This window comes from Xanthomonas sp. BRIP62409 (genome assembly GCF_003992965.1).
GTDB lineage: Bacteria > Pseudomonadota > Gammaproteobacteria > Xanthomonadales > Xanthomonadaceae > Xanthomonas > Xanthomonas euroxanthea.
This window is the reverse complement of record NZ_QEZJ01000020.1, coordinates 671,498-689,899: the sequence shown is the minus strand read 5'-3', so window position 1 is coordinate 689,899 and position 18,402 is coordinate 671,498. Positions and strand designations below refer to the sequence as shown.

Here is an 18,402-nt window from a genome sequence, read left to right as displayed (position 1 = left end):
TCCCGCCGGGAGAAGGTGCCCGCAGGGCGGATGAGGGGGGCGCCGCACAGGGGTGTCAGCCCTTGCAATGACAAACGCGCCGCCACGCGGATTCAGAAGTGACACCTCGCCTGCTTGGCCACGTACCCTCACCCGAACCTTCGCGCAGCGCCCCGGCCCGCGCTGGGCAGCCGACCGCATCGGGCTGGAGTTCCTGACCGGCTACCTGGTCGAGAAATCGCTGGCGCGGTCGCACCACTGCAAGCACGCTCGTCGCGTGCAGGCGCTGCATCAGCGTCCCCAGCGGGAGAAGCGCAGTCCACGCGGTCCCCATGGCACCAACTGCTACAGTTTCCCGTATTCCATGAAAGAGATTCACCAATGGCGCGCGACAACTTCAAGGACCTGTTGGCGCTGATCGCCATCGTTCGCGAGGGCAGCTTCACCCGTGCTGCCGCCAAGCTGGGGGTTTCGCAGTCGGCGCTGAGTCACACCATCCGCGGGCTGGAAGCGACGCTGGGTGTGCGCCTGCTGACCCGCACCACCCGCAGCGTGGCGCCGACCGAAGCCGGCGAGCGGCTGATCCAGACGGTGGCGCCGCGCTTTGCGGAAATCGAGGAGGCGCTGGCTGCGCTCGGCGACATGCGCGACACCCCCGCAGGCACCGTGCGCATCACCGCCACCGACTACGCCGCGCGCGCGATCCTGTGGCCCAAGCTGTCCGGGCTGCTGCGCGACTACCCCGAAATCAAGGTCGAAATCGTGGTCGACAACGGCTTGACCGACATCGTCGCCGACCGTTACGACCTGGGTGTGCGGCTGGGCGATCAGGTCGAGAAGGACATGATCGCCGCGCGTATCGCGCCGGACATGCGCATGGCCATCGTCGCCGCGCCGTCCTATCTCGCGCGCCGCCCCGTTCCCAGGACGCCGCAGGACCTCACCGCGCACAGCTGCATCAACCTGCGCATGAAAACCGCCGGCGGCATCTATGCCTGGGAGCTGGAAAAGGACGGCCGCGAAGTCATCGTGCGCGTGGACGGCCAGCTGACCTTCAACGGCACTTACGAAGCACTGGACGCGGCGGTGGACGGCTTCGGTATCGCGTTCGTGCAGGAGGATCTGGCGCGCCCGCACATCAAAGCCGGGCGGCTGCGCTGGGTGATGAAGGACTGGTCGCCGACCTGGCCGGGCTTGCACGCGTTCTACCCCAGCCGCCGACATTCCTCCTCCGCCTTCAACCTGGTGGTCGACGCCTTGCGCTACAAAGGCTGATGGATCTGCCGCGTTGCCGGCAGCACCGATGCGCGCAGCCGGCACAGCTGGCACCGACCGATCGTTCCGGTGCGATCGCAGCATGGGCGCACGCCTGCGCTGCACTCGCGCAAACCGAAGTCGGTGTCGAACGATGGTGGCGCATCACGCTGCACGATCACCTACGGATGCGCGGTTGATGAGCCGGCTTCATAGGCCTGTGCTGATCCACCAGCTTTATCGCCGCCCGCTGCCTGCGTAAGCTGCGGCACCTCCAGGCATACGCATGCCCGAGCCGCAGCATCCGTTGCTGCATCGCGCCCGTCGTGCGTCGCTGCGGTGGCAGGTCGATGCAGTGCATCGCTGCCTGCAGCGCATTCCTTCCGGACACCACGTTGGCCATCGAGCGCCGCGTCAGCGCGTTTGCGGCGTGGCGTTCGTCTCGCATGCCACTTCGCACAAGGGCCAAATATGCAAGCCAGTTCGCTCGCTACCGATCCATCTTCGCGCGCCGCACCTGTCGCAACACGCCGTTCCTGGAGCGCGGTCGGCTCGATGTCGCTCTGCGTTGCGCTGCTGATCGCTTCCGAGTTCATGCCGGTCAGCCTGCTGACGCCAATCGCTGCCGATCTGCATGCCAGCGCCGGCATGGCCGGCCAGGCGATTTCGATCTCCGGCCTGTTCGCGGTGGCCGCCAGCCTGCTGATCGCACCGTTGTCGTCGCGCTTCAACCGGCGCCATGTGTTGCTCGCCCTGACCGGGGTGATGTTGGTGTCGCTGCTGTTGATCGCCAACGCGCACAGCTTTGGCATGTTGATGGTGGCGCGTGCGCTGCTCGGCATCACCATCGGCGGGTTCTGGGCGTTGTCCACTGCCACGGTGATGCGCATCATGCCCGAGCATGCGGTGCCCAAGGCCTTGGGCATCATATTTATCGGTAACGCGGTCGCTGCTGCATTCGCCGCGCCCCTGGGCAGCTACCTGGGCGCCACCATCGGCTGGCGCGGGGTGTTCTGGGGCATGTTGCCGCTGGTGGCGCTGACCATTTTCTGGCAATGGCGCAGCCTGCCATCGATGCCCGCGCAGGGCGCCACTTCGCTGGGTGGCATCGTCACCTTGTTGAAGCGTGGGTATGTGGCGCGCGCCATGCTGGCGATAATGCTCGGGTTTGCCGGCGCGTTTTCTGCGTTCACCTACTTCCGCCCGTTTCTAGAAACCGTCGCGCAGGTCGATGTGTCGCAGCTGTCGTTGCTGCTGCTCGGCCTGGGCCTGGCCGGATTCGTCGGGACCTATGCCGCCACCGCGCTGGTGCCCAAGCGCTTGTTCACCCTGCTCAGCGTGCTGCCGGTTGCGTTGGGTGTGGCGACCATCAGCATGCTGCTGGCCGGCCATCTGGTGTGGGCCGTGGCCGTGGCGATGATTGCCTGGGGCACGCTCAATTCGGCGATGCCGGTGGCCTGGTCCACCTGGCTGAGCCGCTGCGTCAAGGACGCACCGGAAAGCGGTGGCGGCCTGATGGTGGCCGCAATCCAGCTCTCGATCCTGCTGGGCGGCGCCGCAGGCGGCGTGCTGCTGGATCATGTGTCGATCGGCGCCACCTTCGTCGGTGCCAGCGTGTTGCTGCTGGCAGCGTCACTGGTTGCAGGGCGGGGCGATCGTTTGCAGCCGTGAGTGCCGGCGGTTGCGCGATGCAGCGCGCAGTGCGTGGAGGCCAGTTCGTGTCACGCAACGACGCGAGGGCGGCAGCGGATTTTCTGAAGCGCATCACGAAGCCACGAGCGCGCGTGCCTTGCGCGGCAGTGACGTTTGCCATTGGCCACAGCCCGCGGCCCACGCTCAAGCTGTCTGCGTCGGCATTGCTGCGCGGCGCTGCTGCCATTCGAGCAGCGCCGGTCTGATGCCGAGAGCCAACGGAAGGCGTTGGCGAGCGCACCGTTGTCAGCAAGCGCAAGCACGCTTGGCTGCTGTGCAGCCGTGAGCGTGCTCCTGGCGTTATTTCCAATAGTCCACTGTGAGGTGGCGAGCACCTCACACCAACGTGGAGCTTGCCAGGCTCAATCCGCCGACAGCGATCCCAGCGTGAAGCCGGACACGGCATTGAGCTTGCCGCGCCAGAGCACGCCACGGTTGCTGGGCAGGGGCTGGCCGCCGGGCGAGAAGCACCGCGAGTCGATCAGGTGGAGGAACTGCGGCGGCGTGCTGCTCTGCTCGGCATCTTCTTCGGTGTCGTAGATGCTGGCGTGGCTGGCAAACGCACGACGGATATCCTCTTTTTCCTCGGCATCGCCGGGATAGGCGGCAGAGAATTCCTGCGCAAACGCCTCGAAGTACTGCTTCCCGCTGACCAGCTGGCCCGACACGATGATGCCTTCGACAAACAGCGTGATGCCGAACTGCACGTTCGAGGTGTTGACGGTGGCAACCAGCTTCTGCAGATACCAATCCACGCTCTGGCCGTCGAACGCCAGCTTGACGTCCTCCAGGTTCGGTTGGTTGTCGTCTTGCTCTGTCATGTGGCTCTCCTTGGTGGAAGGGTTGATGCGTGTGTCGAATAAGCGCGGCGACATCCCTCTTCATCGCCCCGCATGCCCAAAAAAGCAAGCGCGTCCTGTGCAGCGATCGGCGCGGCTGGGTCCGCCATCATCGCCTTGGAGAGCATGCCCGGAGTCTATGCCATGTTCCGCCCTGGCTGGAGTCCTGATCGCTAGCGCTCGCCTCTGCCAGCGTGCAAGCCGCCGCTCCGGCGCGATGGCGCAGCTGGCTGCCGGCAACGTCCACCCCTCACCGAGGCAGATGCAGGAAGCGCCGACAAGCCCCGACCATCACCACCCGGCCGCCGCACCATCGGAGCGCGGATCGCTTGCCCCGCTGATCACGCCGTCCACTTCACGCACCAGTGCGCCTGCGTGTCCCATCACCGAGGTGTAGGCGGGCAACAGCTCCACTGCATGCCCGGCATCGCGCAGTGCCTGCACCAGCGCCGGATCAAAGCGGTCTTCCAGCTTCAGTGACGTGCTGTCTTCGCCCCAGGTGCGGCCGAGCAGCCAGCGTGGTGCGGTGATGGCCTGTTGCAGCGGCATGCCGAAGCGCGCGTAGCGGGAGAAGATCGCGGCCTGGGTTTGTGGCTGGCCTTCGCCGCCCATGGTGCCGTAGGCCATGACGCGGCCGTCGTCGAAGGTGGCCAGGGCAGGGTTGAGGGTGTGGAAGGGTTTGCGGCCCGGGGCGAGCGCGTTCCAGCCGTCGGCGGCGAGGCGGAAGCTGCAGCCACGGTTCTGCCAGGTGATGCCGGTGCGCGGCAGCACCAGGCCGGAGCCGAATTCGAAATAGGTGGACTGGATGCAGCTGACCGCGCGGCCGTGCGCGTCGATGGCGCCGAACCAGACGGTGTCGCCGGCCTGCGAGGGCTGCGGCCAGGGCAGTGCGCTGCGCATGTCGATGCGTGCGGCGAGCGCATCGAGCGCGGCGCTGTCATCGAGCAGCGCCTGTGCGTCCAGCGTCATCCAGGCGGGGTCGCCGAGGTGCGCGTCGCGAATCAGGAAGGCCTGTTTGGTGGCTTCGATCAGGCCGTGCAGGTGCGCATAGCTGTCGGCGTGTTCGGCCTGCAGGCGATCGAACAAGGCAAGGATCAGCAGCGAAGCGAGGCCTTGCGTGGGCGGCGCGTGGTTGTAGAGGCGTGCGCCGTGGATGGCGACCGAGAGCGGTACGCTGGGCTCGGCGCGATGACTTGCGAGATCGTGCGCGCGCAGCGGGCTGCCGAGCGCCTGCAGGTCGGCGGCGATGTCCTCGGCCAGTGCGCCGCGATAGAAACTGTCCAGGCCCTGGTCGGCCAGCCGCTGCAGGGTGTGTGCGAGCTGCGGTTGTTGCAGCAGTGCGCCTTCGTGCAGCGGCGCGCCGTGCGGTTCGAAGATGCTGGCGTAGGCACCGGGTTGCACGCGCAGTTCGGCACTCTTGCTGGCGGCGATGTGCGCGCCGCCCAGCGTGACCGGCACGCCGGCACTGGCGTGGTGGATGGCGTCCTGCAACAGGCGCTGCAGCGACAGGCCGCCGCCTGCCTGTTGCAGGGCCAGCGCCCAGCCGGAGACGGTGCCGGCGACGGTATTGGCCGCGCCGGGGCCGCGCCACGGAATGCTGGCGTGGCCGCGATAGAAGTCCAGGGTCGCGGCCTGCGCGGCACGGCCGCAGGCGTCGATGGCGTGCACGCGGCCGTCGGGGTCGTGGATCAGCCAGAAGCCGTCGCCACCGATGCCGGTCATGTGCGGGTAGACCACGGCCAGGCAGGCGGCGGTGGCGACGGCGGCTTCGATGGCGTTGCCGCCGTCGCGCAGCACATCGCGCCCGGCCTGCGCGGCAAGGTGATGCGGGGCCACGACCATGCCGCGGCGTGCGCGCAAGGTATGCAGCATCAGCGTGTCTCCGCTGGCGGGCTGAAGGCGAGCAGGCCGTCGCGTTCGAGGTGCGCGGCGAGCGCGAACAGGCGGTCTTCGCGGCCGGGTGCGGCAATCAGCTGCACGCCCAGCGGCAGGCGACCGGGGCGCGGCAACGGCGCGGCCAGCACCGGGCACGCGGCCAGGCCGAGCGGTTGGGTGAAGATGCCCAGGTTGGCGCGTGCGGATACCGGCAGGCCGTCGATCTGGATGCTGTCCTGGTCGATGCGCGGTGCTACGCAGGGCGTGGCCGGCGCAATCAACACATCCACCTCGTCCCAGAGGCGCTGCATGGCCGCGCCAAACCACTGCGCGAAGCGGTGTGCATCGGCCACCGCGCTGGCGGGCAGTTGCAGGCCGGCGAGCAGGCGGTCGCGGGTGGCCGGGTCGAACTGCTCGGCGTGCGTGCCCAGGCCGGCGCGATGGCGGTGGCCGCCCTCGGCGGCGGTGAGCACGAAGGCGGCGGCGCGGGCGCGCTCTGCGTCGGGGAGTTCGATCAGGGCGGTGCTATTGCAGGCGGTGAGCAGTTCGCCCAGGCCGGCGTCCAGCGCGGGATCCAGGTTGCGCTGGAACCAGCCGCCCAGGCGGGCGATGCGCAAGTTGCCGGCGGTGCAGTGGGCCAGTGGCTGCCCCAGCATCACTTCGTAGACGCGGCGCAGGTCGGCGATGGAGGTGGCGAACGGGCCCACCACATCCAGCGCATCGACGAAGCCGAACACGCCCTCCAGTGGCAGCGTGCCGTGCGTGGGGCGCAGCCCGTACACACCGCACAGCGCGGCCGGCACGCGGATGGAGCCGTTGGTGTCCGAGCCCAGCGCGAACGGCACCAGCCCGGCGGCCACCGCGGCGGCCGAGCCGCCCGACGAGCCACCGGCCAGATGGCGATGATCGTGCGGGTTGGCGGTGGTGCCGTAGTGCGCGTTGACGGTGGCAAAGCCGTAGGCGAACTCGTCCATGTTGGCGGTGCCGAGCAGTAACGCGCCGGCATCGCTCAGCCGTTGCACCACGGCCGCATCGCGGCTGGCGGGCACGCACTGCGCACGCACGGCGGCACCAGCGGTAGTGACCTGGCCGGCGACGTCGAACAGATCCTTGACCACGAACGGCACGCCGGCCAGCGCACCGCCGTCGCTGCCACCGGCCAGCGCGGCCTGCACGCGCGCGGCATCGGCGGCGGCGCGTGTGGGCAGCAGGCGGGTGATCGCGCGCAGGCTGTCGTTGGCCTGGTTGATGCGCGCCAGCGTCTGGGTGGCATGGCGTGCGGCCAGCGTGGGCTGGCTGCGGGTGGCGCCGACGATGGAGGCGATCAACCCGCGCGCAGTGGCGGTGTCCGGCGCGGCGGGGCGCGGGGCGTTGAAGCTGGCGAGCAGCTGCGCGTGGCCGCGCAGCACCTCGGTATTGCGATCGATACCGGCCTGCCACTGCGCTGGAAGTTGCATGGGGTCACCTGGTCAAGGGCTGGGAGTTGGGAGTCGGGAGTCGATGTCGCGGCCTGCAGGTGGTGCGAATGCGCCGCTGCTGGACCGGCTGGTGGGCTGCGGCGGATGGTGCAGGATGCACAGATGCGTCAAGTGAGCTGCGGTTGCTGCCACGACCAAGGTGGATGACAGGCGCGGCGTTTCAGCATTGCCAGTCAATCGCCACGGCTCGGGGGCGCTGCCTCATCCGCGCCTCGGGCATCTTCTCCCGAGGGGAGACTGGGGAGCGGCAAGCCGACTGCCGGTGGTTGCGGCGCAGTGAGGTGGTCGACCAGCAATTGCTCGAACGCCTGGACATCCACCGCGTGCACCACCGTCTGCGCCTGCTCGCCCAGCCCCGGTTGATACCCAGGTGCCCACGACAGGATGTCGCCGTACCCCGCATCGAAGGCGGTGTTGGTATCGACATAGAGCGTTTCGGTCCGTGTCGCCAGCTCCGGGCGCAGCCATACCGCGGTGGCCAGCTCGTCCCACATCGGAAAGCCCGGTTCGCGGCGCCGCAATGCGTGGCCGATGCTGGTATCGGCAGCGCTCATGCGCGCAAGCAGGTCGGGGGTGAGTTCGGTCGCGGTCGATGGGTCCACCGGCACCATGGTGATCCTGCGCCAGGGTGCGCGCATGACGATGCTGGCCGCCTCCGGATCCCAGCGGATATTGAATTCGCGGCGTGGCGAGTTGACGAACTCGCGTGCGAACTGTTGCGCGCTGATGCTGTTGCGTTGCTGCCGCGGGTTGAGGCTGCCGCCCATGTAGACCAGCTCGCGCGCCAGCGTGGCGAAGGCCGGATCCAGTGATTGCGCAAGCGCCAGGTTGGTCAACGGGCCGGTGGCAATGATGCTCACCTCGCCCGGATACTGGCGCACCATGCGCAGCATGAACAACGCGGCTGGCTCCTCACGCGCGCGCACCACGCTGGGATTGCCCAGTGCGAGCTCGGGCACCACGTCGTGGGCGTGATAGCGCGGCGCGCTCTGCACGGTGTCGCCGTCCACCCAGTGCCTGGTCCATGCCCCTTTCCAGACCAGCTTGCCGTAGAGCGCTTCCCAGCGCTCGGTGGCCAACTCGCTGTTGAGCAGCGGATGCACCGGGCCGGGCAGCACGGGGATGTCGGGATGGCCAGCCAGTTCCAGCAGGCGGCAGGTATGCGCCAGCACCTCGTCGCGCCAGATGTTGCCGCTGACCGCGCTGATGCCCAGCACCTCGACCTCGGGCGACTGCAACAGCAACAGCTGCGCAGGCGTGAAGCCATCGATGTCGTCTTCGAGAATGACGCGGCGTTTGGAGGAGGGGGTGTGCGGGTGAGTCATTGCGTTTTTTGTCGTGGAAGGTGGGATGCATTGCAGCGGCGATGGATCGGAAGGCGCGTTGGCAGGAGCGTGCCTGCGCGCGATGTGGCGTTACCGGGAAAGCCCGTTCGCGCTCGGGCGCGCTCCTACATGCAACAGCGTGCGCTCGTATTGGGCCAGGTCGGTTTCCAGCTGCCATTGCAGCCGAGCCTTCTCGCTGCCCTGGCGAAATGCTCGACAGGCAGCATCATCGGTGTCGCGCTGCAACGCGGTGGCGCAGGCCTGCGCAGCGCTACCGTCGGCATCCCACAGGCTGGCGCCCGGCAGGAAGCTGTAGGTCAGGCCGTTGCGGGCCAGCTGCTTGAGCGTGGGGTAATCGATGCCTTGTTCCTGCATCGCGCGTTGATATTCGTGGGTCATGTCCGCGCGGGAGACGCCGGCATCATCGGTGGACAGCACCACCGGCACACCGGCGCGCAGATACATCGCCAACGGATGCGCGGCGCCTTTGACGCCAAGGATCACATCGTTGCTGGTGAGGTTGATCTCTACCGCAACCTGCTGGTCGCGCATGCGCTGCAGTAGTCCATCGACGTCGTCTTCGTAGGGCAGGTCCACGCCGTGCCCGATGCGGCGTGCACCGACATCCACCGCCTGGCGGATGTGCGAGCGCAGTTGCGCCGGCGGCACCAGGCCCAGTGCCAGCTCGCCGGCATGCAGGGACAGCGGCACGTCGGGATAGCGCGTGGCGAAGAAGCGGAACATCGCCATGTGGCGGGTGTAATCGGCCAGCGCCACCGGGTTGTCTTCGGGCGCGACGATGTTCAACGCCACCGCGCGGCTGCCACCGGCGGCGATCAGCGCGTGCGCCAGCGCCATCTGCCCGAACACCATCGGCTGCGGCAACACGCGCAGCACATAAGGCACGTAGCGGTACGTCACCTGGCAGCCGGGACGCGCAGTGGGCTGGTCGCAGTGCAGCACACGGCGCACCTGCGCGTCGGTGTCGGCAAGCGCGGCTTGTGCGGCCTGCACCAGCGGTGGCAAGGCATCCTGCAGGGCGCGCAGGTTGGCCGCGTCGTCGTCGCCCTTCCATGGCAACGCCTGCATCTGTTTTGCCGCCTGGTCCATCTGTGGCGGGTTGGCGATGATTTCCACATACGGCACGCGGTCGCGCGCGGCCTGGTCCAGCACCGCGGCCACGGTGTCGGCAACGCGCATGCGCACCACCGCGTCGAACTTGCCGAAGGTGCTGAAGAACTGGTCGTGTCCGGTGGGCTGCGACGGGCTGGGCAGGAACTTGCGCATCGACAGGGCATCCACCAGCTGGCCATACAGCGCGGCATTGCGCGTGGCCAGGTCGCGTGCGGGCTCCTGGCCCTTGGCGCACGGCGGCGCGCGCAGGCTCAGCTCGTCCAGTTGCACGCAGGCGCCATCGTCGCTGGCCCACTGCAGGTAGTCCTCGGCATACACCGAGCCGGACAGATGATTGTGCAGGTCGCCACCCTTGGGCATCGCCTGCAGCCAGGCACGCAGTTGCGCAGGGTGATCGGCGGCGGTGCGCAACAGCTGCGCCACCTGCTGCTCGCGTTGCTGTGCAGGCAAGGCTTGGTTGCGTGCCTGCGCGGCGGTGGGCAACAGGACGCATAACGCCAAAAGCAGGCTGCGATGAACGATGGACATGCGTTGGAGAACTCGGAAAGAAAAAACAATGGCGCAATCACGGCGCCGGTAGACACAAAGAATGCCTTGCAGCGCGGTGGACGGCCAGCGGTTGAGGTGGTTTAGGTTGGCACGGGAGATCACGCCGGCCGCCCGTTGCACGGGTGAGGCTGCAAGACACCTCCGCGTTGCATGACGCAACGCGTGAGCAGCTGCGCATGTCGCCCGCCAGATGCGGAGCGCTGGCTTCCAGCGCTGCGGCTTGCGGACGCGCTGCTTTGCATGCTGCGCGTCCGCACAGTTGGCGTGACACGCACAGGGGCATTGCAAATAATCGCGCTGCATGGACGGAGTGCTCTCCGACGTCGGGCACACGATACGTGCGGGACCTGCGCGGTGCGCATTGCCTCGCTGTCCCGGACGGACACTGTGCCCTTGCGACGCTGGGCAGTGTGTCGGGCCCATCGGTATCGCGGGTTGTCATGCGCCGTGGTCGCCGGCTGCATCGGTCAGTGCAGTCGTCACGCGTGCACAGCCGTGGTGGCAATGTCACTGCTTAGGCAGTCACGACAGACAGGCACCTTCAAAGATCCAGTACCAGCCGCGGCGAGCGGCTACGCGAACAGCACAGCGTGATCTGCCGGTTCTGCGCGTGCTCGCTGTCGCTGAGCACACTGTCGCGGTGATCGGGCGTTCCGGCAATCACGCCGGTCAGGCAGGCGCCGCACATGCCTTGCTCGCAGGACAGCGGTACCTCGATGCCGGCATCCAGCAGGGCGCTGGCGATGCTGCACTCGGCCGGCACCTGCACCACGCGGCCGCTGGCGGCCAGCTCCACTTCGAAGGCGCTGTCGGCATCGTGGGTCAGGCTGGGTGCGGCGGCGGCGAAGTGTTCGCGGTGCAGTTGCTCGGACGTCCAGCCGTGTGCCTTGGCGAGCGCCGTGAAATGGTCCATGAAGGCGGCCGGCCCGCACAGGTACAGCTGGTCGCGCGCACGTGCCTGTGCCAGTTCGTCGGGCACATGCACGCGCGGGCTTTCGCCGCCGTCGCTCAGATGCACCTGCACCTGGCCATGCGTGAAGCCCTGCTGCAGCCGCTGCCCGAACGCCACATCGGCGTGCCGGCGCGCGTAGTAATGCAGCACGAAGGGCTCGCCACGCGCTTCCAGCGCTTCGGCCATCGACAGCAGCGGGGTAATGCCGATGCCGGCGGCCAGCAGGACGTGGCGCTCGCCCGGATGCAGGGGAAACAGGTTGCGCGGTGTGGAGATGCGCAGGCGATCGCCGGTGCTCAGCTGCTCGCACAGATGCCGCGAGCCACCGCGCGAAGCGTCGGCCAGCTTCACGCACAGCAGATAGTGATCGCGCACATGCGGCGCGCTGGCGATCGAATACTGGCGGATCATGCCGTCGGGCAGATGCAGGTCCACATGCGCGCCGGCCTCGAAGGCCGGCAATTGCGCGCCGACCGGCTCCAGCCGGATCGCGCGTTGGCGATGGCCCTGGTCGACGACCTCGGCAACGCGCACCTCGTGCAACTGCATGGCGTGCTCCTCGGCTTTCAGCGCAGGAAAAAGTCGCTATAGCCCTGGCTGCGCAGGCCACGGCGATAGGCGATGGAACTGCGGTCGGCCGGGATATGCACTTCCAGCAGCGGGTCCAGCGGCAGGTATTCGGGGCGCTGCGCCTCGACCATGGCGCGGTCTTCCTCGAACACGCGCAGGTTGAAGGCGTGCACGTCCTCCACCGGCAGATGGGTGTCGAAGTTGCGCGCAATCGGCACCAGCAGGCGCGTCTTGTGCTTGGACACCGGGCTGGCCGCGTTCATGATCACCAGCCGCTTGCCCGGCACCGGGAAGTGGATGGTGAGGGTGGCGGTGAACGGCAGGTGCACCTCGAAATGGCGCAGCCACTGGAAGTTGGGGTCCACGTCCGGTAGTGGCATGTCCACCGAATAATTGGCCACCGAGCTCAGATAGTCGGCATTGAAGCCGGTCGGCGTTTCGGTGGTGGTGTAGGCCGGCACCTCGCGCTTGTCCGGCTGGGCAAAGGTGGCGGTGTGCACGAAGGCGAAATGCGCCACGTCGATGAAGCCTTCCAGCTGGCGCGCGGCACTGCCGCCGATATCGAACGCCGGGCAGACGATCTGCTGGAAACCCTCCTCGTCCCAGCCCGGCATCGGCGGGATCTGCACCTCGGCCTCGCTGACGCCGGCCGGTTTGGCCAGGCAGACCCAGATCAAGCCATAGCGCTCGGCCACCGCATAGGTGTGCAGGCGCATCTTGGCCGGGATGTTCTGATTGGGACTGGCCGGGATGTGGTTGCAGCGCCCGCCTGCGCCGAAGCGCAGCCCGTGATAGGCGCAGACCACGCCGCCGCCATCGGCGGTGCCCATGCTCAGCGGCACGCCGCGGTGCGGGCAGACATCGCGCGCGGCCACCAGCTCCTCGCCCAGCCGGTACAGCACCAGCGGCTCGTCCAGCAGGGTGGCCTTGAATGGCGCCTCGCCCACCTCGCTGCTCAGCGCCACCGCGTGCCAGTGCTGGGCCAGGCGTTGCCAATCGGCGGCGGCGAAGGTGCAGTGCAGCGGCAGGGCGGGGACGGCGACATCCATGGGTCCAGTCTCTGGCGGAGGGCGGGAGCGGTGCCGGATTGACTCTAGGAAGCCGGGGGTGTGTTATCAAACATCGATTTTCAGCCAAGCCATTGCAAAAAATGCAACACCAACCGGGCCCCGCCGCATGCTGACCTTTTCCCGCTTCACCCGTTACTTCATCGAGGTGGCCCGCTGCGGCAGCATCCGCAAGGCCTCGGAGGTGCTGCACGTGTCGGCCTCGGCGATCGACCGGCAGATCCTCAAGGCCGAGGAAGAGCTGGGCGCGCAGCTGTTCGAGCGCCTGCCCGGGCGGCTGCGGCTGACCGCCGCCGGCGAGCTGCTGCTGGTGGACGTGCGCGGCTGGGAGAAGGCCTACGCCCGCACCCTGGAGCGCTTCGACGAGCTCAAGGGGCTGCGCCGCGGGCATGTGGAGATCGCCATGATCGACGCGCTCAGCGAGGGCGTGGTGCCGGCAGCGGTGGCGGCGCTGGTGCAGGAGTACCCCGGCATCACCTTCAACCTGTCCACCGCGCGCAACCAGCGGGTGATGGAAATGGTGACCTCGGCCGATGTGGACATCGGCCTGCTGCTGGACCCGGTGAGCAGTGTGGACCTGGAAGTGCGCGCCTTTGCCGACGTCCCGCTGGGCATCGCGATGCCGGTCGGCCACCCGCTCAGCACCCGCACCGAGCTGCAGCTGAGCGAGACGCTGGAGCATCGCCTGCTGCTGCCGGCCGCGCCGTTGATCGTCGGCGAGCATGCCAAGGTGCTGTACCAGCGCCAGCACATCGACGTGAAGCGGCTGACCCACTGCAACGACGTGCGCACCTTGCGCGGGCTGGTGCGCGCCGGTGCCGGCGTGGGCCTGATGTCGTGGCTGGATGCCGCACCGGATGTGGCCGACGGCCGGCTGGCGTTCGTGCCGTTCCGCCGCCACCTGACCAAGCCGATGACGCTGGCGCTGTGCGTGGCCCCGCAGCGGCAACTCTCGCGCTCGGCGCAACTGGCGATCCAGGCGCTGGCGGCGAAGATCGATGCGATGGTGGTGCCGGTGGTGGGGTGAGTGTGCTGCGCAAGCGGCCCTCACCCCTGCCCCTCTCCCGCAGGCGGGAGAGGGGAAAGACCGTGCGTTCGTGCAGGCCGATGGCATGCAGGTACTGCCATTCGCATGCAGGTACGCCGATAACACGCAGCTGGCGCAGTGCGTCTCCCTTCTCCCGCCTGCGGGAGAAGGTGCCCGCAGGGCGGATGAGTGCATACCGGTACTGCCACTCGCATGCAGGCACCGCCGATAACACGCAGCTGACGCCGTGTGTCTCCCTTCTCCCGCCCGCGGGAGAAGGTGCCCGCAGGGCGGATGAGGGCATACAGGTACGGCCATTCGCATGCAGGTACGCCGATAACACGCAGCTGACGCCGTGTGTCTCCCTTCTCCCGCCTGCGGGGAAGGTGCCCGCAGGGCGGATGAGGGCAACGTCCACCCAGTACAATTACATCTGCTCTTTCAGGCGACACCGCAGCATGCAGTTGATCGATATCGGCGCCAACCTCACCCACGACTCCTTCGACCGCGACCGCGACGCAGTGCTGCAACGCGCACGCGAGGCAGGCGTTGCGCAGCTGGTGATCACTGGCGCCAGCCGGGAACATTCGCCGCTGGCCTTGCAGCTGGCCCAGCAGCACCCCGGATTCCTCTACGCCACCGCCGGTGTGCACCCGCACCACGCAGTGGAATTCACCGCCGAATGCGAGGCCGAAATGCGCACGCTGCAGGCGCATCCGCAGGTGGTGGCGGTGGGCGAATGCGGGCTGGATTATTTCCGCGATTTCGCCCCGCGCCCGGCGCAGCACAAGGCCTTCGAGCGCCAGCTGCAATTGGCCGCCGACAACGGCAAGCCGCTGTTCCTGCACCAGCGCGAGGCGCACGACGATTTCCTGTCGATCATGCGCAGCTTCGATGGCCGCCTGGGCCCGGCCGTGGTGCATTGCTTCACCGGCACCCGCGAAGAACTGTTCGACTACCTGGACCGCGATTACTACATCGGCATCACCGGCTGGCTGTGCGACGAGCGCCGCGGTGGGCATCTGCGCGAGCTGGTGCGCAATATCCCGGCCAACCGGTTGATGATCGAGACCGATGCGCCCTACCTGCTGCCGCGCACGCTCAAGCCGATGCCCAAGGACCGCCGCAACGAGCCAAGGTTCCTGTCGCATATCGTCGAAGAACTCGCGCGCGATCGTGGCGAGGACGTGGCGCTGACCGCGGCCAACAGCACGGCCGCCGCGCGGGCATTCTTCCGTCTGCCCGCGCCTGCAGCCGCGGCATGAGGTGCGCGGCGTGGGCAATCACGCCGCCAGCAACTCCCAGCCCTGCGCATCGCGCAGGCGCAGCCCCGGTTGCGGTGCATCCACGCTGACCCGCACACCGCTGGCCCATGGCAGCTGCCGCTGCTGTGGAAACCAGCGGCGTGCCTGATCGACGACGATCAACAAGCCATCATCGTCGCCCAGCGCGGCAAAGCCCTCGACCGCCGGCGCAAATGGCCGCACGCCGAAGTGATGGGCGACGCTGCTGGTCACCACCGCGACATCGTTGCTGGGCAGCCCGATCTCGCTCAGGCACAGCAGTTCTTCGCCGTGGAACGCGCCGTCGCCGGTGAGCACGTCCTGCACGGCCTGGCGCGCGATCAACTCCAGCACCGCGCCATCGGGGCCGGCGAAATACACCGAGTGCGATTGCCACACGCCATCCAGTCGAAACTGCCGGCGGCCGTGCGGATCGGCAAGCAGGTTGCTGCGCGCGCCAATCCACTGCGCAGCGGCGTCGAAGCGCGAGGGCGCCACGTTGAACGCCAGATGCACACTGCCCACCGGCTGCTGCGCCTGTACGCATTCCAGCGTGCTCCAGCCGATGCGAACGCTGTTGCCGTGTTGCGGCAGCTGCAGCACGTCGCGATAGAAGCGCAGGCTGAGGTCGGGGTCGAGGCAGGGCAGCAACAGGTGACGAAGATGCATGGCAGGCGCAGGTGGTGGAAGAAGCGGGCATTGAACGACCTCAATCGCGGTTGAGGTCAAGCCATGTGTTCGAATTCTGTAGAGCATCTGCCAGCGATAGCGAGGCGCGTGATGTCTGTGGCAGAGGCTTCAGTCGCGATGATGTCTGCAGGCCAGCCGCATCGTGCGCATGCGCACTTCTACAAGATCAGCGGTCGCTTGTGTGGCTGACAGGGTGTGTTAGTCAGATGTCGGCTCAAAAAAGCCAGCGCTAGAGCCGGTGGTGAGGAACGCGACCCAGCAACGTAAGCCTGCCTGCGGGTAGGAGCGCACTCGTGCGCGAGGGCGTTACCGGGACAGCCACATCGCGCCCAGGTGCGCTCCTACAACAGCCGCGGTGCGTTCGCTGTTATTGGCGCAACGCAACCTCGCTTAAAGCACTTCCGCCAGCGCCCACAGATGCCGCACCAGCGGCGCCGTGTCCAGGGCGCCCGGCGATACCGCCAGCGCGAGCCGGGCCAGCGGCATCTGGCCTTCGATCTCCAGATAGCGCACGCCGGGCAGTTGCAGCTGGGCGGTGGAGGCGGGCACCACCGACACGCCCAGTTCGGCGGCGACCAGATTGACGATGGACGACATCTGCGGCGCTTCCTGGGTGATGCGCAGGGTCACGCCGGATTGCCGGCAGGCAGCGAGGATCTCGTCGTACAGGCTGGAACCGAAGCTGCGCGGGAACAGGATGAACGGCTCGCCCGCCAGCGCCGCCAACGGCGCGCTGTTGCGGGCGGCCAGCCGATGCGCGGTGGGCACGGCGATCTTCATCGGCTCGTCGGCAAAGCGCAGCAATTGCAGGTCGGGCGGCGTGCTCAGGCCGTAGCGCACGAAGGCCGCGTCCAGGCGGCCTTCGGCCAGGGCCACCAGCAGCCCGGCGGTATTGGTTTCTTCCAGCAACAGCTCCACCCGCGGCCATTGCCTGCGAAAGTCGCGGATCAGGTGCGGCACCACCGGATTGAACGCGGCCGAGGCGGTGAAGCCCAGGCGCAGCCGGCCGGATTCGCCACGCGCCACCCGCCGCGCGGTTTCTGCGGCGCGCTCCACGTCGGCGAGCACGCGGCGCACCTCGACCAGGAAGGCCTCGCCGGCCGGGGTCAGCTCGGCGCCGCTGTGGGTGCGCCGGAACAGCGGCGTGCCCAGATCGCGTTCCAGCGCCTGGATCTGCTGGCTCAACGGCGGCTGGCCGATCCCCACCCGCGTTGCGGCCCGGGTGAAGTTGCCCTCTTCGGCGACGGCCAGGAAATAGCGCAAGTGGCGAAGTTCCATGCTATCTGTCCTGCATATGGCAACTGCCAGCATCATATATTGGACAGGGGGTCGTAGCGGGCGAATACTCGCCGTCCCCTGTCTCGATGCTGCGCCCGTGTCCTCTCCTGATCGCCACGCCGGCAGCTCGCCGGGCACGCACGCCGGCCCTGCCGACGCACCCGCCGCCGACGCGCCCGCCAGCGGCCGCATCCGGCTGGCCTTGTTCCTGGCCGGCTTTGCCACCTTCTCGCTGCTGTACAGCGTGCAGCCGGTGCTGCCCGAGTTTGCGCGCGCCTTCGGCGTGGACGCGGCCACCGCCTCGCTGCCGTTGTCGCTGGCCACCGGCGCGCTGGCCCTGGCGATCTTCTGCGCCGGCGCGGTGTCGGAGAACCTGGGCCGGCGCGGGCTGATGTTCGTGTCGATCGCGCTGGCCGCGCTGCTCAACCTGCTCGCCGCGTTCCTGCCGCACTGGGGCGCGCTGGTGCTGGTGCGCACCTTGTCCGGTATCGCGCTGGGCGGGGTGCCGGCGGTGGCGATGGTGTACCTGGGCGAAGAGCTGCCGGCCAACAAGATGGGCGCCGCCACTGGCCTGTATGTGGCCGGCAATGCCTTTGGCGGCATGAGCGGGCGCATCGTGATGAGCGTGCTGACCGATCACTACGACTGGCGCACTGCACTGGCGATGTTGAGCGTGTTCGACCTGCTGTGCGCGTTGGCATTCTTCTGGTTGCTGCCGCCGTCGCGCAACTTCGTGCGCCGGCACGGCATCAATCTGCGCTTCCATCTGCGCGCCTGGGCCGGGCATCTGCGCGACCGCAACCTGCCGTTCCTGTTCGCGCTGCCGTTCCTGTTGATGGGCGTGTTCGTGTGCCTCTACAACTACGCCGGCTTCCGGCTGGGCGGGCCGGAATTCGGCCTGAGCCAGAGCCAGATCGGCATGATTTTCAGCGCCTATGTGTTCGGCATCGTCAGTTCGTCGGTGGCCGGCGCGGCGTCGGATCGTTTCGGGCGCGGCCCGGTGGTCAGCACCGGTATCGTGCTGTGCGTGCTCGGCGTGGCACTGACCCTGGCGCATGTGCTGGCGCTGGTGGTGGCCGGCATCGTGCTGCTGACGATCGGCTTCTTCATTGCGCATTCGGCCGCCAGCGCGTGGGTGAGCCGGCTCGGCGGTGCGCACCGCAGCCATGCCGCATCGCTGTATCTGCTGGCGTACTACGCCGGCTCCAGCGTAATCGGCGCGCTCGGCGGCTGGTTCTGGCAGCACGGTGGCTGGGGCGCCCTGGTCGGCATGTGCCTGACCTTGCTGGCGCTCGCCTTTGCGGCGGCCTACGTGCTGCGCCAGCGCGCCGACGACGCGCGGCCGTACGGGCGCTTTGCGCCGCATCCCGCACGCGGCGAGTGAGGAGCGATCGGCGCGAGCATCCGGGA

At 68.1% G+C, this 18,402-nt stretch carries 14 protein-coding genes; 5 read left to right on the top strand and 9 right to left on the bottom strand.

All coding sequences use genetic code 11. From position 1 onward, the window contains the following. The first annotated feature begins 360 nt into the window (after positions 1–360). Positions 361–1,254, top strand: coding sequence for a LysR family transcriptional regulator (locus EO170_RS12240; protein WP_104583911.1), 894 nt, complete (start codon positions 361–363; stop codon positions 1,252–1,254). A 450-nt stretch (positions 1,255–1,704) separates the two neighbouring features. Next, positions 1,705–2,904: an MFS transporter gene (locus tag EO170_RS12235; protein ID WP_126945215.1), complete on the top strand. Its 1,200-nt coding sequence runs from the start codon at positions 1,705–1,707 to the stop codon at positions 2,902–2,904. Positions 2,905–3,287: 383 nt separating this feature from the next. Here the strand turns inward: EO170_RS12235 and gvpU are convergent, their stop codons facing one another. From gvpU to EO170_RS12200, 7 genes are all read right to left on the bottom strand, one after another. After that, positions 3,288–3,746, bottom strand: coding sequence for a gas vesicle accessory protein GvpU (gene gvpU / locus EO170_RS12230; protein WP_104583975.1), 459 nt, complete (start codon positions 3,744–3,746; stop codon positions 3,288–3,290). A gap of 309 nt (positions 3,747–4,055) precedes the next feature. Beyond that, positions 4,056–5,636: a gamma-glutamyltransferase family protein gene (locus EO170_RS12225; protein ID WP_126945212.1), complete on the bottom strand. Its 1,581-nt coding sequence runs from the start codon at positions 5,634–5,636 to the stop codon at positions 4,056–4,058. Next, complete coding sequence (locus EO170_RS12220; protein ID WP_126945209.1) at positions 5,636–7,096, bottom strand: AtzE family amidohydrolase; 1,461 nt, start codon at positions 7,094–7,096, stop codon at positions 5,636–5,638. Before EO170_RS12220 ends, EO170_RS12225 begins: the two co-directional genes overlap by 1 nt. 194 nt (positions 7,097–7,290) lie before the next feature. Further along, on the bottom strand, positions 7,291–8,442 hold the full coding sequence (locus EO170_RS12215; RefSeq protein WP_126945206.1) for a nucleoside hydrolase: 1,152 nt from the start codon (positions 8,440–8,442) through the stop codon (positions 7,291–7,293). A gap of 90 nt (positions 8,443–8,532) precedes the next feature. Next, positions 8,533–10,104, bottom strand: coding sequence for an adenosine deaminase (locus EO170_RS12210; RefSeq protein ID WP_164741020.1), 1,572 nt, complete (start codon positions 10,102–10,104; stop codon positions 8,533–8,535). 562 nt (positions 10,105–10,666) lie between these two features. Continuing rightward, a complete protein-coding gene (locus EO170_RS12205; RefSeq protein ID WP_126945203.1) occupies positions 10,667–11,626 on the bottom strand; it encodes a PDR/VanB family oxidoreductase in 960 nt (319 codons plus the stop codon). 17 nt (positions 11,627–11,643) lie between these two features. Beyond that, positions 11,644–12,696, bottom strand: coding sequence for an aromatic ring-hydroxylating dioxygenase subunit alpha (locus tag EO170_RS12200; protein WP_126945200.1), 1,053 nt, complete (start codon positions 12,694–12,696; stop codon positions 11,644–11,646). A gap of 127 nt (positions 12,697–12,823) precedes the next feature. On the opposite strand from EO170_RS12200, the gene EO170_RS12195 reads away from it, so the two are divergent. Further along, complete coding sequence (locus EO170_RS12195; RefSeq protein WP_126945197.1) at positions 12,824–13,741, top strand: LysR family transcriptional regulator; 918 nt, start codon at positions 12,824–12,826, stop codon at positions 13,739–13,741. A gap of 458 nt (positions 13,742–14,199) precedes the next feature. Beyond that, positions 14,200–15,006 carry a TatD family hydrolase gene (locus tag EO170_RS12190; protein WP_126945194.1) on the top strand — a complete coding sequence of 269 codons (807 nt, stop codon included), beginning with the start codon at positions 14,200–14,202 and terminating at the stop codon, positions 15,004–15,006. Positions 15,007–15,024: 18 nt separating this feature from the next. Here the strand turns inward: EO170_RS12190 and EO170_RS12185 are convergent, their stop codons facing one another. Together EO170_RS12185 and EO170_RS12180 are read right to left on the bottom strand one after the other, a co-directional pair. Beyond that, on the bottom strand, positions 15,025–15,693 hold the full coding sequence (locus tag EO170_RS12185) for a hypothetical protein (protein WP_126945191.1): 669 nt from the start codon (positions 15,691–15,693) through the stop codon (positions 15,025–15,027). 411 nt (positions 15,694–16,104) lie between these two features. After that, positions 16,105–16,992: a LysR family transcriptional regulator gene (locus EO170_RS12180; RefSeq protein WP_119130237.1), complete on the bottom strand. Its 888-nt coding sequence runs from the start codon at positions 16,990–16,992 to the stop codon at positions 16,105–16,107. Between the two features lie 16 nt (positions 16,993–17,008). On the opposite strand from EO170_RS12180, the gene EO170_RS12175 reads away from it, so the two are divergent. Beyond that, entirely contained in the window at positions 17,009–18,376 is a 1,368-nt protein-coding gene (locus EO170_RS12175) for an MFS transporter (protein ID WP_126945505.1), read from the top strand. Positions 18,377–18,402: the final 26 nt, after the last annotated feature.

Excerpts from the sequence above, each read along its gene's own strand:
- EO170_RS12240 (WP_104583911.1), top strand. The coding sequence starts at position 361 with ATGGCGCGCGACAACTTCAAGGACCTGTTGGCGCTGATCGCCATCGTT.
- EO170_RS12235 (WP_126945215.1), top strand. The coding sequence starts at position 1,705 with ATGCAAGCCAGTTCGCTCGCTACCGATCCATCTTCGCGCGCCGCACCT.
- gvpU (WP_104583975.1), bottom strand. The coding sequence starts at position 3,746 with ATGACAGAGCAAGACGACAACCAACCGAACCTGGAGGACGTCAAGCTG.
- EO170_RS12225 (WP_126945212.1), bottom strand. The coding sequence starts at position 5,636 with ATGCTGCATACCTTGCGCGCACGCCGCGGCATGGTCGTGGCCCCGCAT.
- EO170_RS12220 (WP_126945209.1), bottom strand. The coding sequence starts at position 7,096 with ATGCAACTTCCAGCGCAGTGGCAGGCCGGTATCGATCGCAATACCGAG.
- EO170_RS12215 (WP_126945206.1), bottom strand. The coding sequence starts at position 8,442 with ATGACTCACCCGCACACCCCCTCCTCCAAACGCCGCGTCATTCTCGAA.
- EO170_RS12210 (WP_164741020.1), bottom strand. The coding sequence starts at position 10,104 with ATGTCCATCGTTCATCGCAGCCTGCTTTTGGCGTTATGCGTCCTGTTG.
- EO170_RS12205 (WP_126945203.1), bottom strand. The coding sequence starts at position 11,626 with ATGCAGTTGCACGAGGTGCGCGTTGCCGAGGTCGTCGACCAGGGCCAT.
- EO170_RS12200 (WP_126945200.1), bottom strand. The coding sequence starts at position 12,696 with ATGGATGTCGCCGTCCCCGCCCTGCCGCTGCACTGCACCTTCGCCGCC.
- EO170_RS12195 (WP_126945197.1), top strand. The coding sequence starts at position 12,824 with ATGCTGACCTTTTCCCGCTTCACCCGTTACTTCATCGAGGTGGCCCGC.
- EO170_RS12190 (WP_126945194.1), top strand. The coding sequence starts at position 14,200 with ATGCAGTTGATCGATATCGGCGCCAACCTCACCCACGACTCCTTCGAC.
- EO170_RS12185 (WP_126945191.1), bottom strand. The coding sequence starts at position 15,693 with ATGCATCTTCGTCACCTGTTGCTGCCCTGCCTCGACCCCGACCTCAGC.
- EO170_RS12180 (WP_119130237.1), bottom strand. The coding sequence starts at position 16,992 with ATGGAACTTCGCCACTTGCGCTATTTCCTGGCCGTCGCCGAAGAGGGC.
- EO170_RS12175 (WP_126945505.1), top strand. The coding sequence starts at position 17,009 with ATGGCAACTGCCAGCATCATATATTGGACAGGGGGTCGTAGCGGGCGA.